Source organism: Hyphomicrobium nitrativorans NL23 (genome assembly GCF_000503895.1).
In the GTDB taxonomy this organism is placed as follows: Bacteria; Pseudomonadota; Alphaproteobacteria; order Rhizobiales; family Hyphomicrobiaceae; genus Hyphomicrobium_C; species Hyphomicrobium_C nitrativorans.
Map to the genome: position 1 here is coordinate 1,655,809 of NC_022997.1, position 21,199 is coordinate 1,677,007.

The following is a 21,199-nucleotide window of genomic DNA, read 5'->3' on the forward strand; positions in this document are numbered from 1 at the left end:
AGAAGGCGGACGGAGACGGCCGACGTGACGCACATGCAGCCGCAAAAATCGATCGAGAGGGGAGTTGCCACGGAGGCAGCTCCCGGTATCACACGTATCGATGTCGACGCAGTGTCGTCGAAGGCGTCCCGCTCGCTCTACACGTCGCGGCAGAAGATCTATCCCAAGCTCGCGCACGGCACTTTCCGGTCCGTGAAGTGGGTGGTGATGCTGGTGACGCTCGGCATCTACTATCTCTTGCCGTGGATTCGCTGGGACCGCGGGCCGACGCTCCCCGATCAGGCGTTCCTGCTCGATTTCGCCAATCAGCGGCTCTACTTCGGCCCGATCGAGATCTGGGCGCAGGAGCTCTATTTCATCACCGGAATTCTCGTCATCTCGGCGCTGGCGCTTTTTCTCGTGACGGCGCTGGCGGGGCGCATGTGGTGCGGTTATGCCTGCCCGCAAACCGTGTGGACGGATCTTATGGTCGTCGTCGAGCGGTTCTGGCAGGGCGACCGCAACGCGCGCATGCGGCTCGACAAGGCGCCGTGGACCTTCGAGAAGATCTGGAAGAAGACGGCAACGCACGTCTCGTGGATTCTGATCTCTCTTGCGACGGGCGGCGTGCTCGTTTTCTATTTTCGCGACGCGCCGACGCTCGCGATGGAACTCGTGACAGGCGAAGCCCCGCTCGTCGCCTACGTGTTCATGGGCATCTTTACATTTTCGACCTACCTCCTGGGCGGGATCGCGCGGGAGCAGGTCTGCATCTATATGTGCCCGTGGCCGCGCATTCAGGCGGCGATGTACGATTCGGAATCTCTGCTCGTTTCCTACCACGGCTATCGCGGCGAGCCGCGGGGACCGCATAAGAAGGGCCAGCCGTGGGAAAATCGCGGCGATTGCATCGACTGCAAGGCGTGCGTCGCCGTGTGCCCGATGGGCATCGATATTCGCGACGGGCAGCAACTCGAATGCATCCAGTGTGCGCTTTGTATCGATGCCTGCGACGACATCATGGGGAAGGTCGACCGCCCCTACGGTCTCATCAGCTACGATACATTCCGGAATGTGGAAGCTCCGTCCGGGAGCGAGCGGGCCCCTGTTCGGCTTCTGCGGCCGCGGGTGCTCGTCTATTCCGGTTTGATCGCGCTCATCATGGCGCTCATGGCGTGGGCGTGGATCGTGAGGTCCGTGGTCGAGATCAGCGTGATTCCGGATCGCAACCCGCTGTTCGTCGTGCTGTCGGACGGCGGTGTTCGCAACGGGTACACGATCAAAGTTCTCAACAAGACGCATGAGACGCGCACGTTCCAGCTTCGGATCGAGGGGCTGTCCGACTTCCATGCCGCGATCATCGGGTTCGATACCGCTGACGCCCCACTTGTGGTGGAGCCCGACACGCTCAGAGCGATCAAAGTCTATGTGAGCGTGCCACGTGAGGCGGCATCCCATCTCGATGCTGCCGCCACGCCGCTGACGCTGACCGTGAGAGATCTTGCGAGTGGCGATACCGTCGTTCGCGAGACGACATTCAGGAGCCCTGGATCATGAAGCATTTGTCGGAAGGCGTGCGCCCGGCGCGGGAGATCCGTGGCGGACATGTTCTGCTTGCGATGCTGGCCTTCTTCGGAACGATCATCGCCGTGGATTCCGTTTTGATCTACAAGGCGGTGTCGACGTTCGGGGGCGTGGAGAACGTGAACGCCTACCGGGACGGGCTGGCCTACAATCAGCGTATCGCGGTGGACGAAAAGCAGGCGGCGCTCGGATGGATGGATCGTGTCGAGGCGCGGGGGACGCCGCTCCGCTTGAGCGTGTCGCTCGAAGATCGGGACGGTGTTGCCCTCGCGCGGCGACATGTCGTTGCCGATGTGGGGCGACCGGCTACCAACCGATTCGACCGCACGCTCAAGCTGGCTGAGGTTTTGCCTGGCGTCTACGAGGCTGCGTTTGCAGATGCCGAGCCGGGGACGTGGGTTGTCGATTTGCGGGTTTCCGCACGTTCCGAAGACGGCGCCGCGCCGGATTATCAGGTGAGGAGACGGCTGTGGATCGCGCCCTGAAGCTTGGCGTTGCGGATGGCGTGTTCGACGCGCAGACCCAGCGGATAGAGGCGCGCGAGGAGACCGTGTCGCTCGTCGTCGAGAACATGCACTGCGGTGCGTGCATGTCGTCCATCGAGCGCTGTCTCAAGGCTATCTCCGCCGTTTCGGAGGCGCGGGTCAATCTTTCGGCGCGCCGGGCCTCGGTGACGTTCGATCCGGATCGGGTCGAGGTCCAGGCCCTGGTCGATGCGCTGGGGCGTGCGGGCTTTCGCGCCGCCGAGGCGGTGGAAGCCAGCGGCGATCAAGATGTGGCGCGGGCGGACGATCTTCTGCGCCGCCTCGGTGTCGCGGGATTTGCGGCGGCCAACGTGATGCTGCTTTCGGTTTCCGTGTGGGCCGGGCAAGCGAGCGACATGGACAAGGCGGCCGCGGCGCTGTTCCATTGGCTGTCGGCGCTGATCGCGATGCCGGCGATCGCCTATTCCGCGCAGCCGTTCTTCCGCTCTGCGCTGGAGGCGCTGAAGGGGCGTCGTCTCAACATGGATGTGCCGATTTCGCTCGGCATTTCTCTTGCGACGATCATGAGCTTCTACCAGACCATGCGCGGGACGTCGCACGTTTACTTCGATGCCGCGATCATGCTGACGTTCTTCCTTCTCATCGGGCGTTATCTGGATCAACGCGTTCGCGTGCGTGCGCGGGGCGCGGCCGAGAACCTCCTCGGTCTCAAGGCGTTGGGTGCGCTCGTGCTCGACGATGACGGGACGGCACGCCGCGTCAGCGCGCGCGCGCTTGCTCCGGGCATGAAAGTGCAGGTTGCGGCGGGCGAGCGCATTCCGGTGGACGGGCGCATCGTCGATGGCGTGACGGATGTCGATGCGAGCCTGATCACGGGGGAGACGCTGCCGCAAGCGGTCGGCATGGGTGGTGTTGTGCATGCGGGGACCGTCAATCTTACGCGCCCGGTGGTGGTCGAGGCCACTGCGACGGACGACAGCACGCTGCTTGCAGAGATCGCGCGGCTGATGCAGGCGGCGGAACAAGGGCGCGGGCAATATGTGCGTCTTGCCGACCGTGCCGCGCGCCAGTATGCGCCCGCGGTGCATGTGCTGGGTGCTGCGACGTTCATCGGCTGGATGATCGCGGGCGCGGGCTGGGAGCTTTCGCTCACGCATGCCATCGCCGTGCTGATCATCACCTGCCCCTGCGCGTTGGCGCTCGCAGTGCCGGCTGTGCAGGTGACGGCGACGAGCCGGCTGTTCGGCAAGGGCGTCATTCTCAAGGCGGCCGACGGATTGGAGCGGTTGGCCGAAGTGGATACGGTTGTGTTCGATAAAACCGGGACGCTGACACGCGGCGCTCCGGTGTTGAGCAATGCCCGGGATATCGACGATGCGACGCTGGCCGAAGCCGCGTCTCTCGCGATTGCCAGCCGGCACCCGTATTCGAAGGCAGTGCTGATGGCGGCCGAGGCGCGCGGCCTCGATGTGCGGCCGGCGGAAGGTGTCAGTGAGGTGCCGGGCTCTGGCCTTTCGGCAGCCACCGCCTCGGGCGAGCGGCGGCTCGGATCGGCGTCATGGGTCGAGGGCGTGGCGGGTCTGCATAGCGGAACCGGCTCGCTGTGGTATGGTGTTGCCGGGCAGGCTCCCGTTGCGTTCCATTTCGACGATGCGGTTCGTTCCGATGCGCCGGATGTGGTCGCCAATCTTCTGCGCGCGGGCTACGGCGTCTACCTGATCTCCGGCGATCGCGAAGAAACCGTGCGGCGCGTTGCGCATGAGGTCGGGATCGAGGATTGGCAGGGCGCCGTGCGTCCGGATGGCAAGATCGCGGTTTTGGATGCGCTCAAGGCGTCGGGCCGCAAGGTGCTGATGGTGGGCGACGGGCTGAACGATGCGCCGGCGCTGGCCGCGGCGCATGCGTCGCTGTCGCCGTCGACGGCGGCCGACATCAGCCAGACGGCGGCGGATGCCGTGTTCCAGGGCGAGGACCTCGGCCCGGTGGTCGAGTCCATCAAAGTTGCCCGTGCGTCGCAGGGCATGGCGATCGAGAACTTCGCCATCGCGCTTGCCTATAACGCCGTGTCGGTTCCTATGGCGATGGCAGGGCACGTGACGCCGTTGATCGCGGCGCTCGCCATGTCGCTGTCGTCGATCGCCGTCACGCTCAATGCGTTGCGGCTCAAGACGGCGCGGCTTCGGCTTTCTTCCGTGGGAGGGCGCAGATGACCGCTCTAGCCTGGCTCATTCCCTGCGCGCTTGCGCTTGGCGCCGTGGGGCTCGTCGCGTTCATTTGGGCGCTCAACTCGGGGCAGTTTCAGGACCTCGAAGGCTCCGGCTGGCGCGCCATCTCCGACGACGAGGACGACAAGCCGCAGTCTTGACGGGGGCTTCGCGTGCGGTGCGTGCGATCAGGTGGCGGCCACCTTCCGGTTTTCGGAGAGATCGAGCGTAACTTTGCGGATCGTGATGTCGCCGGGTGCGGTTTCGATACGGAAGCCGAGCGCACGGCACATGTCGAGCATGGTCGTGTTGGTGGCGAGGACTTCTCCGAAAAGCTGTTTCAGGCCTTCTGCGCGGGCGTAATCGATGAGGTGCTGCATCAGGAGCCATCCGAGACCGCGCCCCTTGAGATCGGATCGCACCAGTACGGCATATTCCGCGCGGACGTAATCCGGATGGGCGGAGAGACGGCTCACGCCAAGCAGCTCGCCCTCGTTCGACACCGCGACGAAGGCCATCTCGCGCGCATAGTCGATCTGAGTTAGCCGCGCCACGAAACGGTGCGACCTGTCGGGCTGCACGGAGAAGAACCGCATGTGCGAATCTTCCGGCGTGACGGCCTGGAAGAATGCCTCGTAGAGCGTTTCGTCCTCCGGCCGGATGGGCCGGAGGTGGATGGTGCCCAGGGTTTCGAGGTCGCGTGTCGTCTCCCACTTGGCCGGGTAGGGTCTGATCGCGAGCGGGCGTCGCGGTTCTTTGGCTTCGTCCACGACCCGCATGCGTCCGTCGACGGCGATGCATCCCTTTTCGTCGGCGAGCAGCGGATTGATGTCGATCTCGCGGATTTCGGCATGGTTCGTGACCAGCGAGCTGATACGGATCAGCACATCCGCAATGGCGTCGAGATCCGCGGGCGGGCGATTGCGATAGCCTTTGAGGAGACGGCTGATGCGCGTTTCGCGGATTACGTCGCGGGCGAGGAGTGCGTCGAGCGGCGGCAATGCCTGAGCCGTATCTTTCATCACCTCGACGGCTGTGCCGCCCGCTCCGAACATGAGCGTTGGGCCGAAGGTTGCGTCCTCGCTCATGCCGGCGATCAGCTCATGCGCGCCGGGGCGCTCGATCATTTCCTCCACGACAAAGCCGTCGAGCTTGGCATCCGGGCGCAGGCGCGCCACGTCGGCCAGCATGGCGCGAGCGGCTTCGCGTGCTTCCTCGGCGCTGCGGAGCCCGAGACGTACGCCGCCCACGTCGGACTTATGGGAAATGTCCTTGGAGAGGATCTTAATCACGCAGGCCTTGCTGTGGCCGAGAATTTTGCCTGCCGCGTCGAAGACCGTGTCGGGATCGCGCGCGACGGTGATGTCCGTCACCGGGATGCCGTAGCAGGCGAACACGGATTTCGACTCCCACTCGGTGAGCATGGAGCGGCCCTCTGCAAGAGCGCCGTGGATGATGCTGTGCACCTTATCCGCATCGGGTGCGAGGCTCGCTGGAGATTGAGGCGGCGTGCGCATCAGCTCGTTTTGCGAGCGCCTGTAGGAGACAAGCTGCATGAAGCCTTCGATTGCGTCGGCGGGGGCATCGAAGGTCGGAATCTCGGCAGCAGCGAACTGACGGCGGCTTTCTTCGGCGGCGCCGTCGCCAAGCCAGTTTGTGAGGATAGGCTTGCGGCGTCCGGTGCGTTGTTCTTCGCTCTTCACCGCGCGGATCACGGCGCCTGCAGCTTCTTCGCTGGAGGCGAGGGCCGTCGGGCAGTTGATGACGAGAACGGCGTCCGAGGATTTGTCGGCCAGCAGGATCTTGAGGGCTGCTTCGTAGCGCTCGGGGCCTGCATCGCCGATGATGTCGACCGGATTGTTCTTCGACCATGTGGGGGGGAGCACCGAGTCGAGGGCGGCGGCGGTTTCAGCCGGGAGCTCGGGCAGCTCGACGTTGAAATCCGCGAGCCGGTCGGCGGCCAGCACGCCCGCGCCGCCGCCGTTGGTCAGAATGGTCAGCCGCTCGCCCGTGAGTCGGGGTGCGAACGACAGGATCTCAGCCGCGCCGAAAAGCTGCCCGAGATCGCGGACACGCACGAGGCCCGCACGGCGGAAGGCGGCGTCGTAGACGGCGTCGGATCCGGAAAGCGCACCTGTATGGGATGCGGCGGCCTTGGCGCCGGCGGCGTGGCGGCCGGATTTCAGAACGATGACGGGCTTGGCGCGCGCGGCACGGCGGGCTGCGGAGAGGAACTTCGGCGCATGGGTGATTTGCTCGACATAGAGGAGGATCGCCTTACTCTCCGGATCGCCCGCCACGTAGTCGAGCGTATCGCCGAAGTCGACGTCGGCCATTTCGCCCATGGACACGACTTTAGAGAACCCGATCCCGCGCGAGACGGCCCAGTCGATGACGGCGGTGACGAGGGCGCCCGATTGGGAGAGAAACGCGAGGTCGCCCTTTTTGGGCATGCGATGAGAAAAGCTCGCGTTGAGGCCGAGGTGCGGCAGGAGCATGCCGAGGCAATTGGGGCCTACGATTCTGAGGCATGTCTCGCGGGATGCTTCGAGCATTCGTTGACGCAAGCCGGCATCGATGCCGGCGGTAATGACAATGGCGGCACGGGTTCCTTTTTCCGCCAGTTCGGCGATGACGCCGGGGATCGTCTGCGGCGGCGTCGCGATAACGGCGAAGTCCGGCGTGCTGGAGAGCGCCGAAACGGATGCGTAGCACGGCGTGCCCTCGATCTCCCGATAGCGCGGATTGACGAGGAAGATCTCTCCGCCGAAGCCGCCCGATAACAGGTTCCGGGCGACGATGCGTCCGATGCTCCCAGGTTTCGGGCTCGCGCCGACAAAGACGACCGACTTGGGCGAGAAGGCAAACTCCAGATTGCGAACGGTCATGCGGGGATTTCCTCGAATTCTCGTGCTCGGCGTGTTGGCCGCCGAACACGCGACGTGCCACTCATGATGTCATGTCGGGGACAAAGGTTTCGTGGCCTGCGGGTGCGGTCAAGGCGGCACTACGTCATCGAAAAATGACAGGGTTGTGTGCGTGGTTTCCCTCTGTGCCAGAATCGGGCGCTGTGACGTCGTGAGTGAGGAGGACGTCGCAACCGGCATCGAGGAGCGCGCGAGAGACGGCGAGTTGCCGTTCGGGGCCTTCGGTCCGCGCGACAACGATGGATGCCCCCGCGGTGAGCCTTCGTTCCACATGCCGTGCGAGCCATGTCGATCCGTGCGATTCCGCGGCGTGCGGCTGTGCGTTGTCCCGGACGGACAAGCTTGCCCAAAGGGTATCGAACGGCGGCCAGGCCGAGGGAAGGCTGGATCTGGAGACGAGCAAGATGTCTTCGCCGCCTTCAGGCGTGGCGGAGAGCCGGCGGATCGCGGTGCTGGCCGCATCGGGTTCGGCGAATATGCCGAGCACAAAGGTCTCCCGCTCCCGGACTGATGGCTCCGGGCTGGCAGGCACCAGCGCGCGCGGCCCGGCGGGGGCGGCCTCGGAACGACGGGCCTTTCCTTCGACGGCGGCTACCATGTGGTCTCCGGGTGACCCCATAAGGAGCTGATCATGCAACTCTGTCCTCTGCGGACCAGGCCTTTGCGAGTGAGGCATTGTGGCTTAGGCATTAGTGGGGGTGAGCGTCTCGGGTGTATGATGTCATTGTGCGAAAGTGTGTCACGATGTGTCAGGCGCCTTGCTTCTCCAGACGTGGCGCATCAATTCATCTCTTCCGCTCAATCGTTTCGAAGATGTCCCAGACCAGCTCTCAGCAAATCCTGATCGTCGACGACGAGCCCGAGATCCGCGCCCTTCTCCGGGCAGGGTTCGAAGCCGAAGAATTCGGCGTGCTCGAAGCGGGCAACAGTGCCGAGGCGGAGGCGCATCTGGCGAGCCAGCCCGTGGCGCTGATGACGCTCGATCTCAAGCTCGGCGGAGAGGATGGGCTCAAGCTCGCGCGGGATCTGCGTGCGCGGCGGAATACACCGATCATCATGATCACGGGCAAGGGCGATGCGATCGATCGCATCGTGGGGCTTGAACTCGGCGCCGACGATTACATCGCCAAGCCGTTCGTGATGCGGGAGGTCGTCGCGCGGGTCAGGGCGGTGCTCCGGCGCTATGTCAATGCCGAGAGCGACGTTGCGATTTCGGCCCCGGACGGCCGCCGCTTTTCGTTCGACGGTTGGGCGCTCGACGTGGCGCGACGCGAGGCGACCGACCCTACGGGCACCGTGTGTGCGCTCACCACGGCGGAGTTCAATCTGCTTCTCATTTTCGTCGAGCGGCCGGGGCGCGTTCTCTCGCGCGACGAGCTTATGGATCTGCTCAAGGGGCACGATTGGACGCCGATGGATCGTTCGATCGACGGTCTCGTTGCGCGCCTCAGGCGCAAGGTTGAGCCGGAGAGCGAGCGCCCGCAGCTTATCAAGACGGTGCGCGGCGTGGGCTATGCCTTTGCCGGTGTGGTCAAGCGTTCCTGAGTATCCGATGCCTCAGACAGGCGATGCGCTCGCATGCAAGGCGGTGTGAAGGGTCGTCGCCAAGTCGGCTCTGGCATAGGGCTTGTACAAAATGGGTGCGTCGACCAGACCTGCGGGATCCTGCTGGGCCTCTTCCGCGGCGTAGCCCGTCGTCAGCACGACGCGGATGTGGGGCATTTCCGTTTTGATCCACCGGGCCAGATCGTATCCCGACATACCGCCCATCATCATGATGTCGCTCAAGACGAGGTCGACGTGTTCGTTTGCCTTCAGGAAGCGGATCGCGTCGGGGCCGTTCTCGGCTTCCTGGACGACGTAGCCTAGGCCCTCGACGCGCTGGAGCGTCAGCTCGCGCACGTCGGGATTGTCCTCGACGACGAGAACGGTTTCCGCGTTCTCCGAGAGTGGGACGGGTTCCGAAGGTCCGGCGGCTGGAACGGGCTCCCCCGCGGCGTCGGCGCGGGGCAGGTAGAGGCTCACGGTCGTTCCCATGGATGGGGCGCTCGTAATGGTGGCGTGGCCGCCCGATTGCTCGGCAAACCCATAGATCGTGCTGAGGCCGAGGCCAGTGCCGCGCCCCTGTTCCTTCGTCGTGAAGAACGGCTCGAAGGCCTTTTCCAGAACATCGGGAGCCATTCCCTCGCCGGTGTCGGTGGCGCAGACGAGAACGTAGTCTCCCGCTGCGAGAACGGGCGGGCCTGCCGTTTCGGATGTCGACACATTGCGTGTTTCGATCACGAGCTGTCCGCCGGACGGCATGGCGTCCCGGGCGTTGAGCGCGAGGTTCAGGATGGCGTTTTCCAGTTCGCTCGGGTCGGCGCGGGTACGCCACAGCTTGCCGGCGAGAATGGTGGTGAGAGTGATCGGCTCGCCGAGCGAACGCTTCAGCATTTCCGTGAGGCCGAGCACCAACTCGTTCACGTCCACGACCTGGGGGGTGAGCCGGCGGCGGCGGGCGAAGGTCAGCAGGCGCTTGGTGAGGGCCGCGCCCATGTCTGCCGCGTCGGTTGCGCGTTTCAAATAGGTGCTGGCGCTTTCGTCCCGGATCTCGGTGGCTAATAATTCGAGGTTGCCCGTCACGATGGTGAGCAGGTTGTTGAAGTCGTGCGCGACGCCGCCTGTGAGCTGCCCGAACGCTTCCATGCGCTGGGACTGGATGAGGGCGGCCTGGGTTTCCTCGCGGCGACGGATTTCAGCTTCGAGATCGCGCGTGCGCGCGGCGATGCGCTTTTCGAGCTCCGTGTTCGCAAGCGCGAGGGCGGCCTCCGTACGCTTACGCTCCGTGACGTCGCGCAGCACCACCATGTAGATTTTCTTGCCGCCCACCTGATGCTTGGCGATGGAGGCTTCGGCCGCAAACTCCGTCCCATCCTTGCGGAGCGCGAAGATTTCCTGGCGCTCGCCCATTTTCCGCGCCGCGACGGATGCCGCGTCAAAATCCGCAACGTGGCTTGGGTGAATGGCGCGAAAGCGTTCGGGAATGAGCCGTTCGAGCGGGTGGCCGATGATTTCGTCGGGGGTGTAGCCGAAGACTGCCGTCGCGCCCTCGTTGAAAAGCGTGATGCGGAACCGCTGATCGAGAGAAATGATCGCGTCTGCTGCGATGGTCAGGATCGCCGAGATCTGGGATTCGGCGATGCGCAGATCCTCATGGGGGTCGCGCTTCGGATCTGGGCGGGGCGTCTCGGCCATGGGGTCTCTCGAAACGTTTCCTGGCCTTCTAGCATCAGAGGCGCAATGCGCCAATCGGGTGCGCCGAATTGCCGATCCCGGATGATCCCGGCAATGGACAGGCCGTGTTGCCTCTCGCCTCCGTGTCGCCTGCGCGGTAGAGTTTTCGCCAAAGGCGGGTGCTGAGGAAGGGGGAAGGCTGCTCCATGGCGGGTCAGAAGAAGATGAAGGCCGACGTGCCTCGGCGCAAACTCATTGCCGACAAGGGCCCGCTTTCGCGCGCGACGCTGCGGCTTCGCATCGTGTTTTCGGCGGAGCGGAAGATCGGGCCGGGCAAGGTGGATTTGCTTGAGACCATTGCGCGTACGGGATCGATCTCGTCTGCCGCGCGTGAACTCGGCATGTCCTATCGGCGCGCATGGCTGCTGATGGACGAGTTCGGGCGGCTGTTCAAGCGGCCTATCCTGACCACGGCCGCCGGGGGAGCGCATGGGGGCGGCGCGGAACTCACGGATTTCGGCCGAGCTGTGATTGCCGCTTACCGGCGCATCGAGGATCGCACGGCGGAGGTGGTACGCTCGGAACTCGTCGCTTTCGAATCGGACATCAACAACGACCCGTGATGCCGGCGAGTGAAGACCGCGACGGAGGACGCGTCAGGCGATTGCGCCTGACGCGTTGACGGATCAGTCGATAAACGTAAAGCCCTGGCCCTCGAAGACGACGCGCGCCTCAGGCGAAGAGAGGTGATCGAGGAAGGCCTTCGCATCGGGGTTCGTGGACGAGGCCGTGAGCGCAACCGGGTAGACGACCGGCGGGTGGCTGCCGGCCGGGAAGATGTCGACGACCTTGACACTCGGCTCGCTCTTTGCGTCGGTCGCGTAGACGATGCCGAGCGGCGTCTCGCCGCGCGCGACGTAGGCCAGTGCGACGCGCACATTTTCGGCGCCTGCAAATTTGGTCGAAACCTGATCCCAGACGCCGAGCTTTTCGAGCGCGGCCTGCCCGTAGGTGCCTGCCGGAACGGACTTGGGCTCGCCCATGGCGAGGCGTCCGGCGCCGAGCGCTTCGGCGAGCTTGAAGCCGGGTTCGATCTTGAGTTCGATGGTGCTGTCCTTCGGGGCGATCAGGACAAGCGCATTGCCGAGGAGGGTTTTGCGCGTGCCTTCGGCGATCAGCTTGCGCTCCGACAGCCAGTCCATCCACCTGAGATCGGCGGAGAAGAAGAGATCCGCGGGCGCCGCAGCTTCGATCTGCTTGGCGATGGCGGACGATGCGGCATACGACAGCGAAACGCGGGCGCCCGTCTTTTCCTGCCAGTCCGCAGCGATGCGGTCGAGAGCGGTTTTAAGGCTGGCTGCGGCGAACACGACGACGGGTTTCGTGTCGGTTGCGGAGTTTGCTGAAGGCCGCGGCTGCTCCGCGTGCGCCAGCGGCATTGCGAACAGGGTGAGCGCGAGGGCAAGCACCAAACGGCGGGTGAATGAAATCATGGGGCGACTCTTTTGGCTATATCGAAATGGATATAGCCATGATGTGACAATCTTCTGTCAAGGGGCGGCGTGATCCGGCGCGCAAGATCTATTCCCGGAACGCGGGAGATTGCGGAGGGCCTGACATCTATTGCGGAAACTCGAGGGAGGCGCTGTCCTGTCAGCGGGCGCGCCCTATCCCTTACGCCGGCAAAGTCTCGGCTCTCGCTTCAATCCGAATTTGGTCGCGGCCGCTCTGCTTCGCCTCCATCAACGCAACGTCTGCGCGTTTCAGGGCGGCTCCGAGAGGTTCGTCCGTGTGCCAGGCCGAGATACCGATGCTGCACGTGATGTTGAAGGTCGCGTCTTTGCATGCGAACGGATAAGCCGAGATGCTTTCGCGGATCACCTCGCACCAGCGCGCGGATTCCGTGCAGTCGAGAACCGGGAACGCGAGGGCGTATTCCTCGCCACCGAGGCGGGCGACAATCGGCGCTTCCTCGCCGGCGAGTTCGGCCACCTTGGTGATCACCATGTCTCCGACGTCGTGGCCGTAAGTATCATTGATCTTTTTGAAGCGGTCGATGTCGAGCAGGCAGACCGTAAGATTGTCGCCGGGGGCAAGCTCACGGCGCTTTTCCTCCATCAGGGACAGGAAGGCCCTGCGGTTCATCACACCCGTGAGTTCGTCGGTCTGCGCGAGTGCGATGAGCTGGCGCTGCATCGTAATGATGCGATTGGCGGCGCGAAGGCGAGCCATCATTTCCTGTCGGCGCACAGGCTTGAGCGTGAAGTCGTCGGCGCCGCAATCCAGGGCCTCAGCGAGCGCTCGCTCGCTCGAATTCGACGACATGACGATGATATGGAGCGGGCGCTTTTCGCCGACGATGGTTCTGAGGCTCCAGCATAGTTCCAGGCCTGGGATGGGCTCAAGTTCGAGGCTGGTTAACACAACGTCAACCGATCGCGCCTGCTGAACGTACTGCAGCGCTAAGTCCGACGCCGAGAAGCAGTCCACACGGCATCCCGTCTCTTCAAGTTCGACGGCGAGCTTCTGTTGGACGACCCGGCTGGGATCGACGATGACGACATGCATCTTTTGTAATCGTTTTTTGGCGGCTCTGCGCCCGATCTGTACACGCGCGGCGTGAATACATAATTACCGGATCGTGATGGGCAGGTCGCGGCAGGGGATTGAACCTGATCCGTCTTCGCGAGAGGAGGAAGGAGAGTGGTGCCGGCGGCAGGATTCGGGAGGGAGCTGCCTGCCGGCACCACGAGCATGACGCCACCCGTGCTCTAGGGTCGGGGAGGGGGTGCGAGCGGCGTCAGCTACGCAAACTGTTCGAGCGGCCGAAAAAACCCGGGCCGCCCCGGCTTGGGTCCCCGTCGGAAGCCGGGGGTTGCGGGGTAACGCCGAACGGGCAGGGCGGTTCCACAAAGCCTTGGCTCGGTATGCCAGTTTGACGACACGCCTTTTTTGACGATGCGAAAACTTTCGTTCGTCATCACGGAACCAGGGCGAGAGTCTTGCGTTTCCGATGCTGGCTACAGCGGCCATATGCGCGGGCCTAAGGATATATCGACCACGCGCCGGGGCGGTAGGACATTGAAAGTCATTAAAATTGCTGCTTTCGGGCATCTGTCCGAAGATGTTCCGCCGGGGGCATTGCACGGATGGAAGAGACACCGCCGGATTTGTGGGCCACCCTCCGTCGGGTGGCGGGAGGCGCAAAGACATCCGGCCGTATCGCGCCCGCCGCGACATTTTTCGGGTTTGCCGGTCAGAGGGAGCCCGGCGCCGGTATTTTAACACCCCGATGTGAAGGACTGGCGTCATGTGCGGACGTTCAGAGGGAAACTACACAATGACCATTCCGAAATCCGTTCAGCCGACACAGCATGTCGCCGGGGAGAGCGACATGGACGACGAGCCGGCTGCGGGCATCGATGCTGCGATCCAGGGCGCGCTCGGACGCAGACTTCGCGAGAGCTATGAAGAGGTCGTGCGCGAAGAGGTGCCTGACAAGTTTCGTAAGCTGCTCGACGATCTGAAACTGGCCGAGAGCGATCGTGGGCCGGCGGGTGGCAACGCGGGCAAAGGCTAACCATGGCAGCACCTGACTTCGAGCACGATCTCGTCGGGGCGATATCTCATCTCCGCGCCTTCGCGCGGTCTTTCGCCAACGATCCGGCGCGTGCGGACGACCTTGTGCAGGAGACGCTGGTCAAGGCGTGGAACAGCCGCGACTCGTTCACGCCTGGGACAAACTTTCGCGCGTGGCTCTTTACGATTCTGCGCAACGTCTATTTCTCGCAGCATCGTAAATTGCGCCGCGAGGTCGACGACCCCGACGAGCAATATCAGAATTCCTTGTCTGTGCCGCCCGAGCAGCACGGCCATCTCGACCTTGCCGACTTTCGTACGGCGCTCGGCACGTTGCCGTCGGATCAGCGCGAGGCGCTGGTTCTCGTCGGTGCCGAAGGCTTTTCATACGAAGAAGCCGCCGAGATTTGTGGATGCGCGGTCGGAACGATCAAGAGCCGCGTCAACAGAGCAAGGAACAGACTTGTCGAGATCCTGGGCGATCCCGATCTCAAGGGCGGACAGGGCAGTTCCGGGGCACATGTCGCCGACAAGCTGGTGAAGGATGCCGTGCGAGGTTGATTGCGGGAGTGATCTGATATCGTAACGTGTTGATCTAGAAGCTTTGTTTTATCTCGGAACCATGGGTTTCGACCCCGCGTTTGATACCGAGGGTCGCGGCTCGTCGGCAGCGTCGATTGAGCTCGCATTGCAGGGAGAAATTGCAGATGTCACTTGCCGAAACGATTGCGCCTCATCTTCCGTATCTTCGGCGCTTCGCTCGCGCGCTCACGGGAAGCCAGGAAAGCGGAGATGCCTACGTCGTGGCCGTTCTGGAAACGCTCGTCGCCGATCCCGAGAGCTTTCCGCAAGGGCAGATGAAGCGGGTGGGGCTTTACAAGTGTTTCCTCAAAGTCTGGAACTCGATCAGCGTCAATCAAGAGCCCGCCACTCCGAAGACGCAGGCCGACCGCAGCCTGGAGGCGATCACGCCGATGCCGAGGCAGGCGTTCCTGCTTGCGTCGGTCGAAGGATTTACCACGCAGCAGATTGCCGAAATTCTGGACTGTACGCCTGAGACGGTGACTCAACTCATCGAGGAAGCCGGCACGCAGATCGCCGAGCAGACGGCGACGGACGTGCTCATCATCGAAGACGAGCCACTGATCTCTATGGATCTCGAAGCGCTCGTGAAAGATCTCGGGCACCGCGTCTCCGGCGTCGCCCGCACGCATCGCGAGGCGCTGGCGGAAGTCCGCAAGCGCAAGCCAGGTCTCGTGCTCGCCGATATTCATCTGGCGGACGGCAGCTCCGGGCTCGATGCGGTCAACGAAATCCTGCTCGGGTTCAATGTGCCGGTGATTTTCATTACGGCCTTCCCCGAGCGTTTGCTGACCGGCGAGCGACCGGAGCCCACCTTTCTGATCACGAAGCCATTCGAGCCCAACACCGTGCGCGCCCTGGTGAGCCAGGCGCTGTTCTTCGGAACCAGCGCCCGTATCCCGGAACCGACGGCGGGAGTGGGCAACCCTCAGGATGCGCGTCTGGCCGGATCGTCGCCTCCGGGTGCGCGTGCGGCCCGGCCCTGAGTCGTTCCTAATGCTGCTGGCGGGCATTGCGCGCCGGGACAGCACACTGGCGCTCGGCGGCGGGCCTCTCGACGTGGTTCCTCAACGGGAATGTCGTCGCCGAGCGACGACGGTAGAGGAGCCTCTGGTGAGAGGGTCTATCCGGCCCGGAACGGCGCAGGTTTTCTGCCTGAAACGCTGGGTCAGCTGGCCGACTGTTCTGTATGTGGGCCTGCTTCGCCCGGGTATTCCCTGTCTAGGGATGCTTTGCTTTGCCTATTTTAGGCTTTGCGTGGATTACGAAGTCGGGTGTCAGGACGGTCGCGATGGTGCGTCGTCATTTCGTCGACGGACAACAAAAACGTGATTCACGCGCGACGTCTTCGGCTGTACCATGAGTGCGATTTCCCTTTGGGGAAGGTCGGTTATGTGTCGCTAGTTTAAGCAGGGTGGCCTCGGCCAGAGAGATTGGTTGCAGCATGGCGCGTGTCTTGGTCGTCGACGATGAAGCCCTGATCGCGATGATGCTCAGCGATTTGCTCGCGGAGTACGGTCACGAAACTGTCGGGCCTGCGCATTCCGAAAGTCAGGCGCTCGAACTTGTGGCCTCGACGCGGATCGATGCGGCGATCCTCGATGTGACGCTTGGCGATCACGATTGTTTCGGGGTGGCGGAAGCGCTGGGCCGGCGCGGTATTCCCTTTGCATTTGCCACCGGGCACGGCGTGCACGCTATGCCGGATGCATTCCGGGAGCGTATTACGGTCTCCAAGCCGTTCGATTTCGAGGTCGTGCGCAAGATCGTTGACGAGTTGGTTGCGCCCGCGCCGTTCTAAGCGCCTCTTCTTCTTTTTTGCATGTTGTCGCGCGTGCCGCCTGTTTTCAGGGGGACACGAATGCGTTCGTTCGGCATATCCGTATGCCTCAGTCGGCAAGCTTTCGCGGTGTCGTAAAGTGCTTGAGATGGCCGCTCAGCGGTTTCACGTCATTCCAGCTCGCAACGTCGAACGTGAGGACGGCAAGTGCCGCGGTCGGGAACTCGCGGGCGAGTGCAGACAATAGCTTGTGATTTCCGTCGCCCACGAGTTCAAGCGTGAGGGCGTGCAGGCCGGGATTGTGCCCGACGACCAGGACATGCTTCTCCCCGGTTTCGGCGACCGCCGACAGTATGGTCTGCGGGGCTGCGAGATAGAGCGTCTCGTCGTAGACCACGCGGGGATTGGGCGTGCCGAGTTGGGCAAGAAGCAGCGCCAGCGTCGCGCGGGTGCGCATCGCATCGGAGCACAGGACGATGTCCGGTGAAATCCCTTCCCGGCGCATGAAGTCGGCGACCAGAGGGACGGCCTTAACCCCACGCTTTGCGAGCGGGCGGTCATGGTCGTCGAGCGATGGGTCGGTCCAGCTCGACTTGGCGTGGCGGAGGAGGGTGAGCGTCAGCATGACCCGAGCATGGCCAGACGCGATGTTTCGTCAAGGGGGCTTATGAGGCGCCGGTCAATTGTTGATGTCTAACCTGCAACCCATTATTGAGGGGACGGGTCGCAGGCCGCATCGCGTCCTGGCCCCGTAGCTCAGTGGATAGAGCATCGGATTCCTAATCCGAGGGTCGCAGGTTCAAATCCTGCCGGGGTCGCCACAAATCTGGAATCTTATCAATGACCTAGTGGTTCGCCTAAGATGGCGGCATGCTGATATTACCATGATTTGGTATGCGTTTAGTATGCGAAATCACTGTTTCGTTCTCCTGATGCTCCGCGCTCGCTAAGCTCGCACGACTCGCACCCTCGTCGCTCGGACAAGTCCTCACTCCTCGTCCTCGCTGCGCTCGGATGAAGGTGCTCACAATCCACTGAGCTACGGGGCCAAGACACAAGGAGGGAAGACAACAAAGAGAGGGTCGAACCCTGTTCCTTCACGGACCCTCCGCTGGGGATAAAGCGGTTGCCTGGGGGGATGTGGGGGGCGGCACCCCCTGTACGCGTAGGGAATTACCCCTTCTAAATTGCCAGCAGAAATTCTAGAGGCCTTAGCTACTCGATTGCACTTCTCAATTTGCCTTGAGGATCAAAGATGGCGAAAATCGACGTAGGCACAAATAACAATCCCTACCAAGTTGGCGGCGATCAGAAGCTCTCGGACAATAGCCGTCACATCTCTATCAGGTGTCCCCACTGCAATGAAAATGGTGCGTTCAACAACGTCCTTCATCGCGTTCTCACGTACCAAAAAGGACGGGAACTGGCACTCACGGAGCATTCGGTGGGCGTATACCAATGCCCCAACTCCAGTTGTCGGGGCGTGGTCCTAATTGTGAAGAACCTCATGGGGCTACTAAAGGTTTTACCCCCTACGCGACTTGACTTTGACAGAACAAGTATACCTGCCAATCTTCTCACGACTCTATCGGAAGCCGTAGCTTGTCATTCCGTTGAAGCCTACAAGGCCACAGCGCTCATGGTTAGGCGCCTTCTTGAAGAGATATGTGAGAGAGAAGGGGCTACAGGGCCCAATTTACACCAGCGCCTCCACGATCTTCGTAGCAAGGTTCCGCTGTCCGAGGCGCTTCTGGATGGGGCTATGGAACTAAAAATCCTTGGCAACGATGCTGCCCATATCGAAGCCAAAGAATATGCTGCTATTGGCAAGGAGGAAGCTGAGATTGCGGTAGAGGTAGCGAAGGAAATCCTAAAGGCATTGTACCAACACAAGACGCTCATTGCACGAATGCAAAAGCTCAAAAGCGCCAAGATTCCCTAGTCCCTAAGGCTAGCATCTTGCTGGCGGTACGGACGCTGAGGGTTTTGTGGATAGCGCCAGATGCCAGGTTTAGACCTCGTGTCCACGGCAAAGCAGCCAGGGTGTATTCTGCCGGGTAATGAAGCCTTGGTAGGTGTGGCGTCTGCCCCAATCGAGAAGCATCCCATGCAGACAGCTAAGACGTATCCAGGTTCCATGAGATAGTCCCTCTCGACACTGATTTGATGCTCAGCATCGAACCATTAAGGAGAGGTTAAGGAGCAGTTAGGAGCGCACGTAGAATTGTAGGGAAGGAGGAGAGGGGAGAAATCGTCTCCGCAGAGGACAATCATTTCCTCTCTATATTATATAGCAAATGATTAGCTAGGAGGAGCCGGTAACTTCCTCTCTATCTTATATGGCAAAATACTAGGTGCCCTACCCCGTACTCGCTTCGCTCGCACTGCCCCCTTTAGGGGGCGACTTCTCTTTATCCTTTTATCTCTCCCTTCTCTTTGTCTCTCCTTTCTTTGTGCTTTTGTGTCTCCTCTTCACTTGCACCGCAGGTCTCCCGACAGAGACGATTTTTTCCTAGAACGAATGCTTGTGAAAGCACTTGCCGTCATCCGTGATGTTCCGCTCCTTGAGACCTGCACGGAACCCCGGATCGTTGCGAACGTCCCTCGTGAAGTTGGTTCGTATCATACCGGGGTCGCCACTTTCCCATGTTAAAATTGAAATTGCCCGGAATTCCGCCGCCGTTTCCCAAACCTTGGGAGAGGTTTGGGGATTCGATGGTTTCTGGCTGTTGAGAGCCGGTAAATTTCCGAGCACGCAGCTTCTTCTGCTCAGCGGCTTTCGTGTTGCCCGATCTCTTTCAGAGCAGCCTGCCTCCGGCCGCTCGTCGAGCTGCCGCCTGCGCGGCCCTGCGTCACTCAGGGGGCAGGAGGATGGCCCACGTTGCCGTTGTGGGCAAACTCCTCGATGATGCCGCGGTACTACGAGGAAGTGGGGCTGGCGCAGCAGTTACGCGGAGCTGATATTGTGTCCAGAGGGTGCGGCTGGCGGGGGCAATATCAAGGTGCCTGCTAGACTGTTCGATCGAAAGCTTCGGCAGTCACATTCGTCGGCCAAAAGGGGGAATAACAGGATGTCTTTAGAGCAAGAGCCGTTCCTGAAACAAGTTCGTTCCCGGCTGGCCTTGAGGAGGATCACGCTTGCCATTCTCGGTGTACTCGCCACCGCCATCCTAGGCGCCTTAATCAGCGGAGCAGGAAAACCCTTACTGTCTTGGGCGGAAATGCGAGCAGATGGACTGCGCGATGATTGGCTATGTGGCGGCCGTGCAGCAATGGCAGAGGGTGACCGTCTGACCGCACTTGCTGAACGAGAAGAAGTGCGCGCGAGTGAATTCCTGAGCGAAGCTAATGCGTCCTATCAAAAGGCGTATGACTGCGGATTTCCCGATGCAGGGCTGCGACTAGCGGTGGCGAATTGCCTTGGGCTTGGAACACCAAAGAACAACCACAGAGCGCGGCAATTGGTACTTGAAGTTGAAGGGAAGTATCGTGAAAAGGCCGGTCGCGCCTCGGATGTCAGAAAATTATGCGATCTATGATGCGGGCCGCTGGCCGGTCGGCGCAGTTCATCCACACTGGGGAGTTGCGCGATTGAGGCAGTATTCGCGCGCCTTGGCGAGCGCAGTGGCGGTTTCGCGTGCCTCCTTTTGCAACGATGTCGTATCGACCTTCACTCTATTATCGACGGCAACAGTCCGGGCGTTCTCCACTGGACGACTGCCTTTCATAGCAGGCGTTCGAGGACGCTTGGTCGTGCTCCCTACCGGCGCACGGTTCTCGGCCAGAACCAAGCGTTGAGAAAGATCATCAGCCACAAAGCCGTACATTTGAATGACATTGCGAACCAGTTCGTCATGACCTTGCATAAGGCCTATGAGCTGAGTTCTAGCCCTCCTTGCTACCGGATCATTCACATCGATGTCCGCCACGCCAGGGCGGCCATCGACACTTCTCACGGGCTGGCGCCCCTCATCGAAAAGAGCTGCTAACGCTTCGTACCAAATTCTGCTTCTGCGCAGACACTCGGCATCATGTTCGACCGCGTCGCTTAGGAGACGGGCAATTAGGTCGCGAGAACCGCCGGACTGCTTCCAGACAACATCCGTATACAGGCGGCTTACTTTAGCAATATCGCCCGCAGCGGTGCGGAGTGTGGTTCGGGGAATCAGCTCTCCAATTCGGCCGATGGAAATCCCGTTTACGGCGGCTTCGTGAATCCCAATCAGAGTGACCTTGTCGGGGACGCCCTGATGGTCAATCAAATGACAGTGTGTGTCCGGAATATTGTGCCCGGCATTCCAGAGGACTTTGCTGAAGGGCATGGCTTTTGCGTTAGTCGGGTGGTTCCAATACACGTGTTTGGCGGGCCATTGTACCTGACGGCCGGCCTGATAAACGGTAACGCTTCCCGAAACGGAATGTGGTTGAAGAGGGGAGAGAGAAGCGCCTGCGCTACATCCCGCCTGGATCCCCGCCCCAATTAAGAGCAGTAAGCTTGTTCCACGCCTCTGGCCACCGAACACAATTCGCCTACCTGCTGCCCGACGCCCGTATTGTTAAGCGTTCTTACCTGTTCCCAGGCTTTGACACAACGAGTTGGCGGGCTCCATTCAGTTTTCCACACGGGTCTGGGCGAGTTTCCGATCTATAGGTATTATCCGTTTTGCCGACAGAATGGGGCGCGATGGCCCAGGGCCGGTCTTTTAACGCTTACTTTACTCTCTCCGACAAATTCATCCGCCGCCAGCCTGAACGCTAGGGCCACGGCGATCAGGGTTGCTCATAATGGTGTGGTTCTTGCTCGGGCTCTCTTCGTCAGTCTGCCTGTACCGTCCTGGCACGAGCGCAGAAACGAAGAGAGAA

Annotated in this window: 19 protein-coding genes and 1 tRNA gene; 13 read left to right on the plus strand and 7 right to left on the minus strand. The window is 61.8% G+C overall.

Annotation, left to right across the window (positions count from 1 at the left end):
- The first annotated feature begins 33 nt into the window (after window positions 1-33).
- The 4 genes from ccoG to ccoS are packed head-to-tail and all read left to right on the plus strand — an operon-like array spanning window position 34 to window position 4,413.
- Window positions 34-1,536 (plus strand): cytochrome c oxidase accessory protein CcoG, encoded by a 1,503-nt coding sequence (ccoG, locus tag W911_RS07645; RefSeq protein ID WP_023786963.1) that lies wholly within the window; start codon window positions 34-36, stop codon window positions 1,534-1,536.
- Complete coding sequence (locus W911_RS17300; RefSeq protein WP_023786964.1) at window positions 1,533-2,048, plus strand: FixH family protein; 516 nt, start codon at window positions 1,533-1,535, stop codon at window positions 2,046-2,048. Before ccoG ends, W911_RS17300 begins: the two co-directional genes overlap by 4 nt.
- Window positions 2,033-4,258 carry a heavy metal translocating P-type ATPase gene (locus W911_RS07655; RefSeq protein WP_023786965.1) on the plus strand — a complete coding sequence of 742 codons (2,226 nt, stop codon included), beginning with the start codon at window positions 2,033-2,035 and terminating at the stop codon, window positions 4,256-4,258. The genes W911_RS17300 and W911_RS07655 overlap by 16 nt, the downstream gene beginning before the upstream one ends.
- Window positions 4,255-4,413, plus strand: coding sequence for a cbb3-type cytochrome oxidase assembly protein CcoS (gene ccoS / locus W911_RS17785; RefSeq protein ID WP_023786966.1), 159 nt, complete (start codon window positions 4,255-4,257; stop codon window positions 4,411-4,413). Before W911_RS07655 ends, ccoS begins: the two co-directional genes overlap by 4 nt.
- Before the next feature lie 27 nt (window positions 4,414-4,440).
- Here the strand turns inward: ccoS and W911_RS07660 are convergent, their stop codons facing one another.
- Window positions 4,441-7,140, minus strand: coding sequence for a bifunctional acetate--CoA ligase family protein/GNAT family N-acetyltransferase (locus W911_RS07660; protein WP_023786967.1), 2,700 nt, complete (start codon window positions 7,138-7,140; stop codon window positions 4,441-4,443).
- Window positions 7,141-7,264: 124 nt separating this feature from the next.
- On the minus strand, window positions 7,265-7,777 hold the full coding sequence (locus W911_RS07665; RefSeq protein ID WP_023786968.1) for a hypothetical protein: 513 nt from the start codon (window positions 7,775-7,777) through the stop codon (window positions 7,265-7,267).
- Window positions 7,778-7,992: 215 nt separating this feature from the next.
- Here W911_RS07665 and W911_RS07670 point away from each other — a divergent pair, with 215 nt between their 5' ends.
- A complete protein-coding gene (locus tag W911_RS07670; protein WP_041317949.1) occupies window positions 7,993-8,724 on the plus strand; it encodes a response regulator in 732 nt (243 codons plus the stop codon).
- Window positions 8,725-8,736: 12 nt separating this feature from the next.
- On the opposite strand, the gene W911_RS07675 is transcribed toward W911_RS07670, so the two are convergent.
- Window positions 8,737-10,416, minus strand: coding sequence for a hybrid sensor histidine kinase/response regulator (locus W911_RS07675; protein ID WP_023786970.1), 1,680 nt, complete (start codon window positions 10,414-10,416; stop codon window positions 8,737-8,739).
- A 185-nt stretch (window positions 10,417-10,601) separates the two neighbouring features.
- Here W911_RS07675 and W911_RS07680 point away from each other — a divergent pair, with 185 nt between their 5' ends.
- Window positions 10,602-11,018 (plus strand): winged helix-turn-helix domain-containing protein, encoded by a 417-nt coding sequence (locus W911_RS07680; RefSeq protein ID WP_023786971.1) that lies wholly within the window; start codon window positions 10,602-10,604, stop codon window positions 11,016-11,018.
- A 63-nt stretch (window positions 11,019-11,081) separates the two neighbouring features.
- Here W911_RS07680 and modA read toward each other — a convergent pair whose 3' ends face one another.
- Together modA and W911_RS07690 are read right to left on the minus strand one after the other, a co-directional pair.
- The gene (gene modA, locus W911_RS07685; protein ID WP_023786972.1) at window positions 11,082-11,888 is read right to left on the minus strand and encodes a molybdate ABC transporter substrate-binding protein; all 807 of its coding nucleotides are present in this window, start codon (window positions 11,886-11,888) and stop codon (window positions 11,082-11,084) included.
- Between the two features lie 181 nt (window positions 11,889-12,069).
- Complete coding sequence (locus W911_RS07690) at window positions 12,070-12,963, minus strand: GGDEF domain-containing response regulator (protein ID WP_023786973.1); 894 nt, start codon at window positions 12,961-12,963, stop codon at window positions 12,070-12,072.
- A 772-nt stretch (window positions 12,964-13,735) separates the two neighbouring features.
- Here W911_RS07690 and W911_RS07695 point away from each other — a divergent pair.
- The 4 genes from W911_RS07695 (at window position 13,736) to W911_RS07710 (ending at window position 16,357) form a co-directional block, all read left to right on the plus strand.
- Entirely contained in the window at window positions 13,736-13,975 is a 240-nt protein-coding gene (locus tag W911_RS07695; protein ID WP_023786974.1) for a NepR family anti-sigma factor, read from the plus strand.
- A 2-nt stretch (window positions 13,976-13,977) separates the two neighbouring features.
- Window positions 13,978-14,535 carry a sigma-70 family RNA polymerase sigma factor gene (locus W911_RS07700; protein WP_023786975.1) on the plus strand — a complete coding sequence of 186 codons (558 nt, stop codon included), beginning with the start codon at window positions 13,978-13,980 and terminating at the stop codon, window positions 14,533-14,535.
- A 146-nt stretch (window positions 14,536-14,681) separates the two neighbouring features.
- Window positions 14,682-15,542, plus strand: coding sequence for a response regulator (locus W911_RS07705; RefSeq protein WP_023786976.1), 861 nt, complete (start codon window positions 14,682-14,684; stop codon window positions 15,540-15,542).
- A 458-nt stretch (window positions 15,543-16,000) separates the two neighbouring features.
- Complete coding sequence (locus tag W911_RS07710) at window positions 16,001-16,357, plus strand: response regulator (RefSeq protein ID WP_023786977.1); 357 nt, start codon at window positions 16,001-16,003, stop codon at window positions 16,355-16,357.
- A gap of 88 nt (window positions 16,358-16,445) precedes the next feature.
- Here W911_RS07710 and W911_RS07715 read toward each other — a convergent pair whose 3' ends face one another.
- On the minus strand, window positions 16,446-16,961 hold the full coding sequence (locus W911_RS07715; RefSeq protein WP_023786978.1) for a SixA phosphatase family protein: 516 nt from the start codon (window positions 16,959-16,961) through the stop codon (window positions 16,446-16,448).
- Window positions 16,962-17,081: 120 nt separating this feature from the next.
- Between W911_RS07715 and W911_RS07720 the strand changes: the two genes are divergently transcribed.
- The 3 genes from W911_RS07720 to W911_RS18145 all read left to right on the plus strand — a co-directional run bounded on the left by W911_RS07720 (window position 17,082) and on the right by W911_RS18145 (window position 19,875).
- Window positions 17,082-17,157, plus strand: a tRNA-Arg gene (locus tag W911_RS07720).
- 434 nt (window positions 17,158-17,591) lie between these two features.
- Window positions 17,592-18,278 (plus strand): DUF4145 domain-containing protein, encoded by a 687-nt coding sequence (locus tag W911_RS17790; RefSeq protein ID WP_081717674.1) that lies wholly within the window; start codon window positions 17,592-17,594, stop codon window positions 18,276-18,278.
- 1,129 nt (window positions 18,279-19,407) lie between these two features.
- A complete protein-coding gene (locus tag W911_RS18145; protein ID WP_144083558.1) occupies window positions 19,408-19,875 on the plus strand; it encodes a hypothetical protein in 468 nt (155 codons plus the stop codon).
- 27 nt (window positions 19,876-19,902) lie between these two features.
- Here the strand turns inward: W911_RS18145 and W911_RS18150 are convergent, their stop codons facing one another.
- Window positions 19,903-20,658 carry a hypothetical protein gene (locus W911_RS18150; protein WP_144083559.1) on the minus strand — a complete coding sequence of 252 codons (756 nt, stop codon included), beginning with the start codon at window positions 20,656-20,658 and terminating at the stop codon, window positions 19,903-19,905.
- Window positions 20,659-21,199: the final 541 nt, after the last annotated feature.